This is a genomic window from Lysobacter fragariae (assembly GCF_054779775.1).
Map to the genome: position 1 here is coordinate 1 of NZ_BAAGXP010000012.1, position 13,544 is coordinate 13,544.

General features: G+C 65.6%; 10 protein-coding genes and 1 pseudogene. 5 read left to right on the top strand and 6 right to left on the bottom strand.

The genetic code is table 11. From position 1 onward, the window contains the following. Window positions 1–301: 301 nt before the first annotated feature. Entirely contained in the window at window positions 302–1,246 is a 945-nt protein-coding gene (locus ACYVD7_RS11925; protein ID WP_460764216.1) for an integron integrase, read from the bottom strand. A gap of 458 nt (window positions 1,247–1,704) precedes the next feature. Then, complete coding sequence (locus tag ACYVD7_RS11930) at window positions 1,705–3,078, bottom strand: MBL fold metallo-hydrolase RNA specificity domain-containing protein (RefSeq protein WP_460763433.1); 1,374 nt, start codon at window positions 3,076–3,078, stop codon at window positions 1,705–1,707. 249 nt (window positions 3,079–3,327) lie between these two features. Here ACYVD7_RS11930 and ACYVD7_RS11935 point away from each other — a divergent pair, with 249 nt between their 5' ends. Beyond that, window positions 3,328–5,400, top strand: a complete 2,073-nt coding sequence (locus ACYVD7_RS11935; protein ID WP_460764219.1) for a M13 family metallopeptidase — start codon at window positions 3,328–3,330, stop codon at window positions 5,398–5,400. Window positions 5,401–5,646: 246 nt separating this feature from the next. Further along, window positions 5,647–7,689 (top strand): M13-type metalloendopeptidase, encoded by a 2,043-nt coding sequence (locus tag ACYVD7_RS11940; RefSeq protein ID WP_460763435.1) that lies wholly within the window; start codon window positions 5,647–5,649, stop codon window positions 7,687–7,689. A 93-nt stretch (window positions 7,690–7,782) separates the two neighbouring features. On the opposite strand, the gene ACYVD7_RS11945 is transcribed toward ACYVD7_RS11940, so the two are convergent. Then, window positions 7,783–8,439, bottom strand: coding sequence for a rhomboid family intramembrane serine protease (locus ACYVD7_RS11945; protein ID WP_460763438.1), 657 nt, complete (start codon window positions 8,437–8,439; stop codon window positions 7,783–7,785). Window positions 8,440–8,617: 178 nt separating this feature from the next. Further along, window positions 8,618–8,950, bottom strand: a pseudogene (locus ACYVD7_RS11950) (MGMT family protein); the annotation flags it as partial. A 49-nt stretch (window positions 8,951–8,999) separates the two neighbouring features. On the opposite strand from ACYVD7_RS11950, the gene ACYVD7_RS11955 reads away from it, so the two are divergent. Next, window positions 9,000–9,410 carry a hypothetical protein gene (locus tag ACYVD7_RS11955; protein WP_460763440.1) on the top strand — a complete coding sequence of 137 codons (411 nt, stop codon included), beginning with the start codon at window positions 9,000–9,002 and terminating at the stop codon, window positions 9,408–9,410. Between the two features lie 120 nt (window positions 9,411–9,530). Here the strand turns inward: ACYVD7_RS11955 and ACYVD7_RS11960 are convergent, their stop codons facing one another. Then, window positions 9,531–10,652: an inorganic phosphate transporter gene (locus tag ACYVD7_RS11960; protein ID WP_460763443.1), complete on the bottom strand. Its 1,122-nt coding sequence runs from the start codon at window positions 10,650–10,652 to the stop codon at window positions 9,531–9,533. A gap of 10 nt (window positions 10,653–10,662) precedes the next feature. Further along, window positions 10,663–11,289, bottom strand: coding sequence for a DUF47 domain-containing protein (locus tag ACYVD7_RS11965; RefSeq protein WP_460763445.1), 627 nt, complete (start codon window positions 11,287–11,289; stop codon window positions 10,663–10,665). 286 nt (window positions 11,290–11,575) lie between these two features. Here ACYVD7_RS11965 and ACYVD7_RS11970 point away from each other — a divergent pair, with 286 nt between their 5' ends. Both ACYVD7_RS11970 and ACYVD7_RS11975 read left to right on the top strand, forming a co-directional pair. Beyond that, window positions 11,576–12,892 (top strand): hemolysin family protein, encoded by a 1,317-nt coding sequence (locus tag ACYVD7_RS11970; RefSeq protein WP_460763448.1) that lies wholly within the window; start codon window positions 11,576–11,578, stop codon window positions 12,890–12,892. Next, a complete protein-coding gene (locus tag ACYVD7_RS11975) occupies window positions 12,876–13,517 on the top strand; it encodes an exopolysaccharide biosynthesis protein (protein ID WP_460763451.1) in 642 nt (213 codons plus the stop codon). Before ACYVD7_RS11970 ends, ACYVD7_RS11975 begins: the two co-directional genes overlap by 17 nt. Window positions 13,518–13,544 lie beyond the last annotated feature (27 nt).

Here is a 13,544-nt window from a genome sequence, read left to right on the forward strand (position 1 = left end):
CGCATCGCAGGCTCCTGCCGCCCGAAACCCTCGGGCCGTCGTGCCAAATCTGCGCGATGACGGGCTCACCGACTGAGACGATCACTACTCAACGCGAACAGAGCCTTTTCTTTTGTCTGTGCGTCATGCGCGCAGTGGAGATTCCGTAGGGATCGATTGAGCGTTCTTGAGGTGTGCATGGCGGGTCAAGACCCGCCCTACAGGACGTCGTCATTCCCAGGTGGAAGCACCTCCGCCTTCGCGGAATTGGCGACATTGGAAGACCGATGCGCCAATCCTCTCGAAAATCCCAAGCTCGCGCTCATCGATCCAACGGACTCAGCACACCACCTGCCCCCTTGTTGAGCACGTGCGTGTAGACCTGCGTGGTGGCGACGTCCTTGTGCCCCAACAGCTCCTGCACGGTGCGGATGTCGTAACCGGCCTCGATCATGTGGGTGGCGAAGGAATGCCGCAGCGTGTGCGCGGAAACCGGCTTGACGATCCCGGTGCGCTTGCAGGCCGTCTTCAAAGCGCGTGAAAGCACGGCATCATCGAAATGATGGCGCCGGACCACGTTGTCGCGCGGATCCATGGAACGGTGCGCGGAAGGAAACAGGTACTGCCACCCGAAGTCGCGATCGGCGTTCTGGTACTTGCGCGACAGTGCATGTGGCAGCCACGCCGAACCGAAACCTTCCGCCAGGTCCGCGTTGTGCAACATCCGCGCGCGCTCGACTTCACGCAGGATCGGATCCGTCAGCGATTTCGGCAGCACGGTGCGACGGTCCTTGCCGCCCTTGCCGTTGCGCACGGTGATCTCGTTGCGTGCGAAGTCGACGTCCTTCACCCGCAGCCGCAGGCATTCCATCAGTCGCAGACCGGTGCCGTAGAGGAGGCTGGCGAGTAGCCACGGGCGCCCGTCCATCTGCGCGAGGATGCGCTGGCACTCCTCGCGCGACAGCACCGTGGGCAAGCGCCGCGGATGCTTGGCGCGAACCACGTTCTCCATCCACGGCAGGTCGATACGCAGTACCTCGCGATACAGGAACAGCAGCGCCGACAGCGCCTGGTTCTGCGTGCTAGCCGCGACCCGGCCCTTGGTGGCGAGCGAGGACAGGAACTGCTCGACCTCCTCCGCGCCCAGTTCGCGCGGGTGGCGCTTGCCGTTGGCGATGATGAAGCGGCGTATCCAGCCCAGGTAGGCCGCCTCGGTACGCGTGCTGTAGTGCTTGACCTGGATGACGCGGCGAACCTCGTCGTACAGGCGCGGCCGGGCTTCGTACGACGCGGCTGTGCCGGGCGGATCGTCCGCCTCCTCCAGCACGAATCGTGCGACCGGATCGTCTTCTTCCAGCAGGCCGAAGAGCCACGCATCGGCCAGTCCGAGGGTCATTGATTCGACGTCGTACGACATGCTTCGCTGTCCTTGATATCCATCGGTTCTGCACGAACATGTTGCCGCGCAGGACCGGAGGAAGCCCATCGGACAGGCTTGCGGATACGGGTAGGAATTTTCTGATATTGCGTCGCGGATCGATCCCGTTGTACGCACTGAACTGAAACGGCGCGACCGAAAAACCCCGGCGACGATCGTGTCCGTCCCACCCCGCAGGCATCGACGGCGACGAAAGACAACGGCGTGCCGAGCAGGGCTCAGCACCACAGGCCACGTCGTTGAACTGCGGGTGGCGCCAGGCAACCCGGCACCACCGGTTCCTTGCCTCAGACGTCCACGCTCATCCCCGGCCGCGCCAGCATCGCGGTGACGCCAAAGCGCTCGCCGATCTCTCCCGATAAACCCTCGCGCGACTTGTCCTCGCCGTGCACGAGCACCAAAGGCGGGCGATTGGCGAAACCGCCGTACCACTCGATCAGGCCGTGCTGGTCGGCATGTGCCGACAGTCCGCCAATCGTGTGCCGCTGTGCATTCACGCGAACGTCGCGACCGTGGATGCGCACCCAGCGCGCGCCGTCGACCAGGCGCCGGCCCAGCGTGCCTTCGGCCTGGTAGCCGACAAACACCACGTGGGTGTGTTCGAACGACAGGCGATGTCGCAGGTGGTGCAGGATGCGCCCGGCGTTGGCCATGCCGCTGCCCGCAATCACTATCGCGCCGCGTTCGACCTGGTTGATCGCCATCGATTCCTGCGCGGTCACCGTGAACTGCAGGTTGGGCAAGGCGAACGGATTCGGCCGCGACGCCCAGACGCGACGCGCGTCGGCGTCGAACAGGTCCTGGTTGCCGTCGTAGACCTTCACCACCTTCGCCGCCATCGGACTGTCGAGGAAGATCTGCCAGCGCGCGAGCTTCCATTCGTCCCAGTGTCGCGCGAACCAGTACAGCAGCTCCTGCGAACGCCCGACCGCGAACGCCGGGATCAGTACGTTGCCGCCGTGTTCCCATGCGTCGTCCAGGATGCGGCCCAGCTCGGCGATCGTGTCCGCGCGCTCGCGATGGTTTCGGTCGCCGTAGGTGGATTCCATCAGCACCAGGTCGGCCTGGTCGATGGTTTCCAGGTCGCGCAGGATCGGCGTGTTCTTCGGGCCCAGATCGCCGGAGAACACCAGCTTGCGGCCGTCGGCGAAGATCTCGGTGATGCTCGAACCCAGGATGTGTCCCGCATCGCGGAAGACGATGTCGATGCCGGGAACGATCGTCGTGCGCTTGCCGTAGGGCAGCGGTTGCACGCGCTGCAGGGCGACATCGACATCGTCGCGGGTGTAGAGCGGTTCGACGAGGGGCTCGCCGCTTCGGCGATGGCGGTTGGCGCGCACGGCTTCGCCTTCGGCGATGCCGGCGGCATCCAGCAGCATGATCGACATCAGTTCGGCAGTGGCCTGCTGCGCATGGATCGGCCCCTTGAAGCCGCGCTTCACCAGCAATGGCACCCGCCCGATGTGGTCGATATGGGCGTGGCTGATCACCAGCGCGTCGATCTGGCCGGGTTCGAACGGGAACGGGTCGGCGTTGCGGCGTTCAGCTTCATGGCTGCCCTGGCACATGCCGCAATCCAGCAGGATGCGGTGGCCGGCTGCGTGGACCTCGTGCAGGGATCCGGTGACCTCCCCCGCCGCTCCGTGGAAATGGACCTGCATGGCATACCTCCTGGATTTGCGGGTTGCGGCGTCCCGGCCGTCTGGACCAAGTCCGGGGCGGGCGGAGACCGCATCATCGACGAAACCACGAGGCTGTGGCACGCGCGCATGACCTTCTACACCCGCAACCGACCACGGTTGCCGGCTAATGTCGCCCGTCGCCCCGAAAAGGGCGTTCCGACCGTCCTTCCAAATCTCCCGGAGTCCGCTGTGCCCCTTATCCAGACCGCCTCGAAGCCGGCCGTCCTCATGCTGTCGCTGGCCATTGCCTCCGCGCTGGCCGCGTGCGCCAAGCAGGAAACCGCCGCTCCCGCCGACGCCAAGCCCGCCACGCAGGAAGCCGCCCTCAGCCTCGACGAGAGCAAGCTGCCGCCCGTCAACCGCTTCAGCAAGGACGACCTGGACCCGACCAAGGACGCGTGCACCGACTTCGGCGGCTACGTGAACGGCAAGTGGCTGGCCTCCAATGCCATCCCCGGCGACCGCTCCGCCTGGGGCGCCTTCGAAATGCTGGATGAGCGTTCCAACGCGGTCCAGCGCCAGCTCGCCGAGCAGGTCGCCGCCAAGGCGAATGCCACGGGCGTGGAAAAGATCGTCGGTGACCTCTACGCCACCGGCATGGACGAAGCCAAGATCAATGCGCAGGGCATCGAGCCGATCAAGAGCCGCCTGGCCGACATCGACGCGCTGACCGACAAGGACAGCATCGCCGACTATCTGCGCAAGACCTCCGCGAAGGGCGAGAACAACCTGTTCGGCTTCGGCTCGAATCCGGATTTCAAGGATTCGACGATGAACATCGCCACCGCCTTCCAGGGTGGCCTGGGCCTGCCGGACAAGGCGTACTACTTCGACGCCGACAAGAAGGACAAGCGCGACGCCTACGTCGCCCACATCGCCAAGGTGCTGGAGCTGTCCGGCGTGGCCACTGCCGACGCCGGCAAGCAAGCCAGCGACGTGATGGCCTTCGAGACGCGCCTGGCCAAGGCCTCCAAGTCCAGCGAAGACCTCTCGCGCGACGTCGGCCTGTACTACAACCCGGTCAGCCTGGCCGACGCCGACAAGCTCTCGCCGAACTTCCCGTGGACGAAGTTCTTCGAATCGCAGGGCGTCGCCGCGCCGAAGATGTTCTCGCTGGCGATCCCGGACTTCCATGCCGAAGTGAGCAAGATGCTGGCCGACGTTCCGGCCGACCAGTGGAAGAGCTTCCTGCGCTTCCACCTCGTCGACGCCGCTTCGCCGTTCCTGAGCGACAACTTCGTGCAGGAGAACTACAACTTCTACGACAAGGCCCTGAAGGGCCAGAAGGAAATGAAGGAGCGCGGCAAGCGCACGCTGGACATCATCGAGGGCCAGGTAGGCGAAGCGATGGGCCAGATGTACGTGAAGGTTGCCTTCCCGCCTGAATCCAAGGCGCGCATGGAAGAACTGGTGAAGAACCTCAGTGCCGCGCTGAAGACGCGCATCGAGAACCTCGCCTGGATGAGCGACGAGACCAAGAAGAAGGCGCTCGAGAAGTGGTCCACCTTCATGCCCAAGATCGGTTACCCCGACAAGTGGCGCGACTGGAACGGCCTGGAAACCTCGCGCGACAGCTTCTTCGGCAACGTGATGGCCGCCAACGAGTTCAACTACAAGTGGCAGCTGGGCAAGATCGGCAAGCCGGTCGACCGCACCGAATGGGGCATGCCGCCGCAGCAGGTCAACGCGTACTACAACCCGTCGCAGAACGAGATCGTTTTCCCGGCCGCGATCCTGCAGCCGCCGTTCTTCGATCCCAACGCGGATGACGCCACCAACTACGGCGGCATCGGCGCGGTGATCGGCCACGAGATGACCCACGGCTACGACGACCAGGGCAGCCGCTTCGGTCCGACCGGCAACATGGAAAACTGGTGGACGCCGACCGACGCCAAGGGCTTCGGCGCGCTTACCGACAAGCTGGTCAGCCAGTTCGACGGTTACGAAGCCATGCCGGGCGCACACGTCAACGGCAAGCTGACCCTGGGCGAGAACATCGCCGACCTGGGCGGCGTGAACACCGCCTTTGATGCGATGAAGAAGGCGACCGAAGGCAAGGAAGACCCGAAGACGAATGGCTTTACCAACGACCAGCGCTTCTTCATGAACTTCGCCACCGTGTGGCGTCGCAACTTCACGCCTGAAGCGCTGAAGGTGCGCCTGACCACCGACCCGCACGCACCGGCGATGTTCCGTGCGATCGGCGCGCCCTCGAACATGCCGGCCTTCGCCGCCGCGTTCCAGTGCAAGCCGGGCCAGCCGATGGTGCGCGAAGGCGACAAGCAGGTCGTGATCTGGTGATGCGCTGACACGCCGGTCGCCTGACCGACGTTCGAAATTGGCCACCGTTCGCGGTGGCCGGTGGGAGGGGCCCGGCACTCGTCGTCCGGGCCTTTCTTTTTGGCTTGTTTCAGGCTTTTTTTCACCGCTGCGTCGACAAACGCATCGAGCCCTTGCGTCGCTTCACACGTTGCCCGAGCTCGTGTGCAGTGGCGTTTACGAAGCCCTTGTTACACTCGGCCGCTCTGCAACCGCCGGAAATCCGCGATGCCTAACGCCAAGCCGCTTGTCTGCGCCCTTACCCTTGCTCTCGTCGCCGGCTTCGCCTCGCCCGATGCCGATGCCGCGAAGAAGAAAAGCAGCAAGGCCAAGTCCAGTGCCACGGCGACCGCCACCGCTTGCAGCGATTTCTACGGCTACAGCAACGCTGCGTGGCTCAAGTCCAGCACGCTGATGCCCGGCGTGGAATCGCTGTCGGCGATGGAGCAGCTGGGCGACCGCGCCCGCCTGCAGCAACTCGAACTGCTGCAGGCCGCGATGACCGCACCGCAGGGCAACGTGCAGAAGCTGCTCGGCGATTTCTGGGCCAGTGGCCTGGACGAGGCCGCCGTCGAGCGCGACGGCGCCAACCCGATCGCGCCGCTGCTCACCCGCATCAACGCGATCAAGAAGGCGAAGGACGTCTCGGCGTCGATCGCCGCGCTGCACCAGGTCGGCATCCCGGTCGCCTTCAATTTCGGCGCCGACATCGACCTCAACGATCTCAACCGCCACATCGGCTACTTCAGCCAGGGCGGGCTGGGGCTGCCCGACCCGGCCTACTACACCCGCACCGACGCCGATACCCGCAACCTGCTGGGGCGCTACAACGGTTACGTGCAGAAGATCCTCGCGCTGACCGGCACGCCCGCCGACAAGGTTGCGGCCGAAGCGCAGCAGGTGATCGACCTGGAATCGCGCATCGCGATGGCCAGCAAGCCGCTGGTCGACCTGCGCGATCCGCGCCGCAATTACGCCGCCGTCGACGTCGGCACCTTGGCCAAGAGCTACCGCAACCTGCAACTGGCGGAGTTCCTCAAGGCGCAGGGCGTGAAGGACGACGAAGTCTCCATCGCCAACCCGCAGCTGTTCGCGCAGCTGGATACGCTGGTCAAGACACTCAAGCCGGCGCAGTGGAAGACCTACCTGCGCTGGCGCGTGGGCGACGCGATGGCACCGTACATGGCGCGTGCATGGCGCGACGCCAGCTTCGACTTCCGGGGCCGCCTGCTGGCCGGTCAGTCCTCGACGCCTTCGCGCCAGAACGCGGTGCTGGACGCCATCAACGTCGCCGCCGGCCCGATGCTCGGCCGCGAATACGTCGCCCGCTACCTGCCTTCCGGCAGCAAGGCACGCGCCGATGAAATCGCAACCAACGTGCGCAACGCCCTGCTGAAGGCCATCGATGGCGACACGCGCCTGGGCGCTGTAGCGAAGACCGAAGCGCGCGCGAAGGTCGAAGCAGTGAAGATCGAAATCGGTGCGCCACGACGCGACCTGGACTACTCCGTGCAGCCGATGGGCCGTGGCAGCTTCGGCAGCAACATGCTGATCGCCTCGACCTGGCACCACCGCGAGGAAATGAAGCGCATCGGTCGCGGCAACGCCGATCGTCGCTGGGACGTGCTGCCGCACCAGCCCGCGCTCGCCTACGACATCGCGCAGAACCGTCTGATCGTCACCGCTGCCGTGCTGCAGGCGCCGGTCTTCGACCTCACCAGCGACACGGCCGCGCTGTACGGCTCCTTCGGTGCGCTGGTGGGACGGGAGCTCAGCCACGCCATCGACAACCGCGGCCGTCTGGTCGACGCCAAGGGCGAATTGCGCGACTGGTGGACGCCCGCCGAATCCAGCGCGTGGGATGCACTGGGCAGTCGCGTCGCCGCGCAGTACGGCGCGTATTCGTATCCGACGGCGGGCAGCATCAAGGTCAACGGCAACCAGGTGCGTGATGTCGCCATCGCCGACCAGAGCGGCGTGGAGCTGGCGTGGTCCGCCTACAACGCCGCCACGCCCGGCGCGACGAAGGACACGCGCAAGGCCTACTTCACCGGTTGGGCGCGCCTGTGGCCGCAACAGCTGACGCGCGAAGCGGCGACCCAGCGTGCCGCGAGCAGCGTGTTCGCTCCCGGCCAGTGGCGTGCGAACGGCCCGCTGGTCAACGTGGCCGGATTCGGCAATGCCTACGGCTGCAAGACCACCACGGCAATGCAGGCAAAGGCGCCCATCGTGATCTGGTCGGCTGCCGTGCCGACGATGCCAGCGAAATAAGCGGGCAGACGAACGTAACGAAACGGCGCGGAATTCCGCGCCGTTTCCTCTTGTTCAAGCGTGTTCAAGCCGCGTTGCTCGGCGACGCATGGCTCAAGGCACGATGCGCAAGTGTCGCGGCTTGCGTCGACCACCACCGCGACCACCACCGAACGGCGGCTGTCCGCGCCAGTAGCGGATCATCAGCCAGCCGAACAGCATCCCACCCAGGTGCGCGAAATGCGCGACGCCCGGTTGCCAGCCATTGAGGCCGAGCAGCAGTTCCGCCACGGCGTAGAGAATGACCAGCGTCCGCGCCTTCATCGGGATCGGCGGGAACAGCAGCATCACGCGCTGGTTGGGGAACAGCATCCCGTACGCCAGCAACAGACCGAAGATACCGCCGGACGCGCCCAACGTCGGATAGGCATCACCGCCCTGCGACATCGTCCACCAGCCGACCAGCAGCTGCAGCAGCGCCGCGCCAACGACGCACACGACGTAATAGTTCAGGTAGCGGCGCGCGCCCCACACGTATTCGACCTGCGCACCGAACATGCCCAGCGCCAGCATGTTGAATGCCAGGTGCGCGATGTTGCGGGGATCGTGCAGGAATGCGTAGGTGAACACCTGCCACGGCATGAAGCCGCCACCCAGTGGCCACAGCGAGAGCCAGTCCTCCAGCTGACCGCGCAGCAGCCATTGCAGGAGGAACATCGCGCCATTGGCGATCAGCAGGTAGCGGGTAACGGGGGGAATGCGGGAGAACATCGCGACAACCTCGGGGGATGCGACATGGTAGCCGCATTGCCCCGCAGCGCCCGGAACGGCACGACGGTCAGCGCCCGCCCGACTTCGGCTGCGCCGCCTTGCGAGCCGGCTTGCCTACCGTTGACTTGACCCCGGCATTCCCACGCGGCCTTGCCTTCGGCGGCGATGGCGCGGGCATGCCCCAGACTTCCGCATCCAGCGCCTCCTCCGCCGTCACTGCGGCGCGCTGGCCGCGCACGCGTCCACCCTCCACCACCACGCCCTCGCCACGCAGGCGGACCGCCTGCTCGCGCCACTGCGCGGAACCTTCCGGAAACGCGATCCGGCCGTCGGAACGCAGCACGCGATGCCACGGCAGCCGGGCGTCCTCGTTCTGGCTCAGCAGGCGTGCGACCAGTCGCGCGCGACCGGGCAAACCGGCGCGACGTGCCACCTCGCCATAGCCGGCGACCTCCCCTTTCGGGATCGCGCGGATGGCGGCAAGGATGCGCTTGGTGGAGTCGGCGTCCATCGCGGTAGCATAGCCGCGCTATCACCCCAGCTGCCGGAGTCCCCCGACCGTGCGCAACTTCGAATCGATCCGCCGCCACATCAAGACCGCCGCTTACCACGCCACGATGCAGGACGAGGACGTCATCTGCATCGAGATGTCACTGGAAAAAGGCACGCGGCACCAGTCGATCTTCCTGTCGGAACTCGATGACGACGACGGCCGCCCCTACCTGCGCGTGAGCACGGCCATCGCGCCCACGACAGGCATGGACGCCAAACGCGCCCTCGCCTTCAACTGGCAGAGCGTGGTCGGCTACCTCGCCATTGGCGACCTCGACGGCGTGCCCTACCTACAGCTGGTGGAGAACCGTCCTTACGAAGGCCTGGACGGCGCCGAAGTCGATCGCCTGATCCTGGAGATCGGCGGCCTGGGCGACCGCATGGAACGGATGATGTCGGCGGGTGGCGATCTGCTCTGACCTGCTTGCGAAGCCGGAACACGACGACTTCGACTTCTTCCGCAAACCGGCGCACCCGGTATCCGGAAAGCAAAGGGCCCGCAGATGCGGGCCTTTGCATTCGTGCGTCTGGCTGTGGCGTTACGCCCAGCCCAACGCCTCGACCAGCTTGAACAATCCGTAGGCCACGCCGGCGGCCGCAGGAATGGTGAGGATCCACGCCCATACGATGCGCTCGATCACGGTGAGCTTGAGCGCGCGCGGATTCTTGGCGAAGCCAACGCCCATGATCGCGGTCGAGATGCTGTGCGTCGTCGACACCGGCATGCCGAAATGCGCGGCCATGCTGAGGATGGTGGCCGAAGCCGTTTCCGCAGCGAAGCCGTTGATCGGATGCAGCTTCACCATCTTGTGGCCCAGCGTCTTGATGATGCGCCAGCCACCGGCTGCAGTGCCCGCCGCCATGATCAGCGCGCAGCTGACGACGATCCAGGTGTCGATGTCCTTCTCGCCGCCATCGGGATGCAGGAACGCCAGCCACGACGGCAGGTGGTCGAGCGCGCCCGCACCCTGCGCGCCGAACACGGCCAGGGCGATGATGCCCATGGTCTTCTGCGCGTCATTGGTGCCGTGGGCAAACCCCATGTACGCCGCGGAGAACAGCTGTGCCTTGCCGAAGAACGCGTTGACCCAGCGCGGACGTGCCGCGCGCGCCAGCACGCCGCCAGCGCGGTTCATGCCGGCGATGATCGCGAACAGCAGGCCCATGATCACCAGGCCCAGCATGAAGCCTGCGAACGGTGACGACACCATCGGCAGGAACACCTTCCACAGCAGGCCCTTGTTCGTGGTCCAGTCGCCGTCGCCCGCCTTGGTCCAGACCAGCGACGCCCAGTTGTTGTGCGCCGCCGCCATCGCCGCGCCGCACAGACCGCCGATCAGCGCATGCGAGGACGAGGAAGGCAGGCCCTTCCACCAGGTGATCAGGTTCCACACGATCGCGCCCAGCAACGCGCAGATGATCACCTGCGAGGTGACATTCACGACGTCGGTGTTGATCAGGCCCGAGGAGATCGTCTTGGCGACCGCGGTTCCCCAGAACGCACCGATCAGGTTCATCGACGCCGCCAGGATCACCGCCTGGGCCGGCGAGAGCACCTTGGTGGCCACCACGGTGGCGATGGAGTTGGCGGTGTCGTGGAAGCCGTTGATGAACTCGAACACCAACGCCGCCAGGATGACGACCAGCAGGAGGGTCAGCATGGCCGGCGCCTCAGCTGTTCTTGAGGACGATCTGGTAGGCGACGACGCCCGCCTCGCGGCAGCGGTCGATGGCCTTTTCCAGGATCTCGAAGAACTCCTTCAGCAGGAACATCTGCAGGTGGTCGAGCTTGCCGGAGTAGATGTCGCGGTACAGCTCCAGCATCAGCCGGTCGGCTTCCATCTCGATGGAGCGCAACTTGTCGTTGAGCTCCTTCATCTTCTCCAGCTTCATGTCGCGCAGCTGGTGGACCATCTCCACCACCACGGCGGCGGCCTGCTCCAGCATCGCCGCGCGCGGCGCGAAATCGATGCCTTCCAGGTGCTTGAGCGCCATGGTGTAGCGGTCGGCGAACTTCTCGACCTGCTTGGGGATCTTGTACAGCGCCGAACCCAGCGCTTCGATGTCCTCGCGCTCGATCGGGGTGATGAAGCTGTTCACCAGCTCCTGGCTGATCTTGTCGGAGGCTTCGCGCTCGCGCTGGCGGGCGAGCTTGAAGGCGTCCAGCGACGGCGAGCGGCTGGAGTCCTTGAGCATCCCGTGCAGGGCCCGGGTGCTGTCGTGCGCGGCCGTCGCGGCGGCTTCGAGCAGCGTATAGAACTGCATGCCTTGGCCAAAGATGGTTTGCAGGGAGAACATGCGGAGGCCTCGCTCGATTGGGCTTGTCTTGAAGGGGCGACCCGGCAGGTACGGAACGGGCGCAGAACGGGCGCGATTATGACCGTTCGGTGACGTTTCGCCCAATCCACCCCCCGCCCTCAAACCCGGGATGGAACGGGAGTGCCTGTTAAGATCGCGGCCACCCTCCACACGCCCCACCCCACCCCTCGATGGACGACGACCCACAGCCGCATCCGAGCCAGGCCCGCCTCATGGCGTCCAGACCCGGCCAAGCCCCCTCTGCCTGCTGCAAGGAAAGGCCCGGATGCTGCATTTCCTGATCGTTTTCGCCCTGATCCTGTTCAACGCCTTCTTCGCGATGTCGGAGATGGCGGTGATGACCTCCCGCAAGAGCCGGCTCAAGCAGGCGGCGCAGACCAGCCGCCGCGCCCGCAAGGCGCTCGAACTCGCCGAGCATCCGGAAAGCTTCCTCTCGGCCGTGCAGCTGTGGATCACCCTGCTGAGCCTGCTGACCGGCTACTTCGGTGGCGAATCCATGGGCGATGAGATCGCCAAGCCGTTGGCGCGGGTGGCCGTGCTTGCGCCATACGCGGACAAACTTGGATTTGCCGGTGGATTCCTGCTGATGCTGTTCCTGTTCGGCCTGATCGGCGAGCTGGTGCCCAAGCGCATCGGCACGCTGCGACCGGAGCAGATCGCCGCCGCTGTCGCCTACCCGATGGAGTTCTTCGCCAAGGCGGCCAAGCCCTTCGTGATCACCCTCGCCACCTGCACACGCACCATCATGCGCCTGCTCGGGTTGGGGACCGGCGCGGACGAACGCGTGACTGAAGAGGAAATCCGGCTGCTGGTGAGCGAAAGCCACGAGCAGGGCGTGATCGACGCCGACGAACGCAAGATGATGAATCGCGTGCTCAGCCTGGGCGACCGCACCGCGGAAAGCCTGATGACGCCGCGTGTGCGCATCGCCTGGCTGGATGCCGCCGCCGAGGCCGCGGAAAACCTGGCAGTAATGCGCGAACACGGCTATTCGCGCTATCCGGTCTACCGTGGCAGCGACAGCGACGTGCTCGGCGTGCTGGAAGTAAAGACTCTGGTGGACCGCCTGGGCGAGGAAACGCCCGACCTGTTCGGCGACCTGCACGAGCCCCTGTTCGTATCCGAGTCCACCCATGCGCTGAAACTGCTGGACATTTTCCGCGAGGAACAGCAGTCGATCGCACTGGTAGTCGATGAATACGGCGACGTCAGTGGACTGGTCACGATCAACGACCTGATGGGCGCGGTGATGGGGCGCATCCAGTCGCCCGAGGACGACGCGCACGTGGCTCCCGTGGTTGAACGCGCCGACGGTTCCTACCTGCTCGACGGCGCCCTGCCCGTGGAGGAACTGCGCGAACTCATCGGCGGCGGCCGCCTGCCTGGCGAGGACGAGCACGACTTCCACACGACGGCGGGCATGGTGATCGCGCACTACGGCCGCATCCCGCACGTGAGCGAACATTTCGACTGGGGCGTCTGGCGCATCGAGGTGATCGACCTGGATGGACCGCGCATCGACAAGCTGTTGCTGCAACGCCGGCCCGAACAGGACGAAGACGGCGATGACACCGCCGCCTGATCGCGGCAATTCCGGGCGCACGCCGGACGCCGGCACGCGCGCCCTGCTCGATCATTTCGCCGAGGGCGACCCGCAGGAAGTCATCAAGCTCGACGAGGTGCTGAGCGACCTCGAAGAGCGCGCCTTCGGCATGCTGCTATTCCTGTCGGTGCCTACGGCATTCATCCCGGGCTTGGCCGGCATCATCAGCGGTCCGCTGGTGATCCTGATCGGGGTGCAGCTGTTGTTCGGACTCCACCGTCCCTGGCTGCCGAAATTCATCGCCAACCGCGGCCCGCATCGGCATGCGATGGCGACATTCCGCAACCGGCTGGGACCGTGGCTGGCGCGCCTGGAACGACTGGTGAAGCCGCGCGCCGCGGCATTCCTGGACCATCGCCTGGCGATCGCCTTCACCGGCCTGCACCTGGTGTTGCTGGGATTGCTGCTGACCCTGCCGATCCCGTTCACCAACGTGCTGTTCGCACTGCTATTGCTGCTGTTCGCGCTGGCGCTGCTGGAACGCGATGGCCGCCTGCTGATCGCTGCGTGGGTGGCCAGCGCGGTAGCGATCGGGGCGTTCGGCGTGTTGTCCGGCGGCTTGGCGAAGATGACCGCGCACTGGCTCGGCATGCTGCATAAGTAGTTCGAGCCAGCTCGGCACCGTTTGAAT

Coding starts and splice junctions, on each gene's coding strand:
- ACYVD7_RS11930 (WP_460763433.1), bottom strand. CDS start 3,078: ATGCAGGTCCATTTCCACGGAGCGGCGGGGGAGGTCACCGGATCCCTG.
- ACYVD7_RS11935 (WP_460764219.1), top strand. CDS start 3,328: ATGCTGTCGCTGGCCATTGCCTCCGCGCTGGCCGCGTGCGCCAAGCAG.
- ACYVD7_RS11940 (WP_460763435.1), top strand. CDS start 5,647: ATGCCTAACGCCAAGCCGCTTGTCTGCGCCCTTACCCTTGCTCTCGTC.
- ACYVD7_RS11945 (WP_460763438.1), bottom strand. CDS start 8,439: ATGTTCTCCCGCATTCCCCCCGTTACCCGCTACCTGCTGATCGCCAAT.
- ACYVD7_RS11960 (WP_460763443.1), bottom strand. CDS start 10,652: ATGCTGACCCTCCTGCTGGTCGTCATCCTGGCGGCGTTGGTGTTCGAG.
- ACYVD7_RS11965 (WP_460763445.1), bottom strand. CDS start 11,289: ATGTTCTCCCTGCAAACCATCTTTGGCCAAGGCATGCAGTTCTATACG.
- ACYVD7_RS11970 (WP_460763448.1), top strand. CDS start 11,576: ATGCTGCATTTCCTGATCGTTTTCGCCCTGATCCTGTTCAACGCCTTC.
- ACYVD7_RS11975 (WP_460763451.1), top strand. CDS start 12,876: ATGACACCGCCGCCTGATCGCGGCAATTCCGGGCGCACGCCGGACGCC.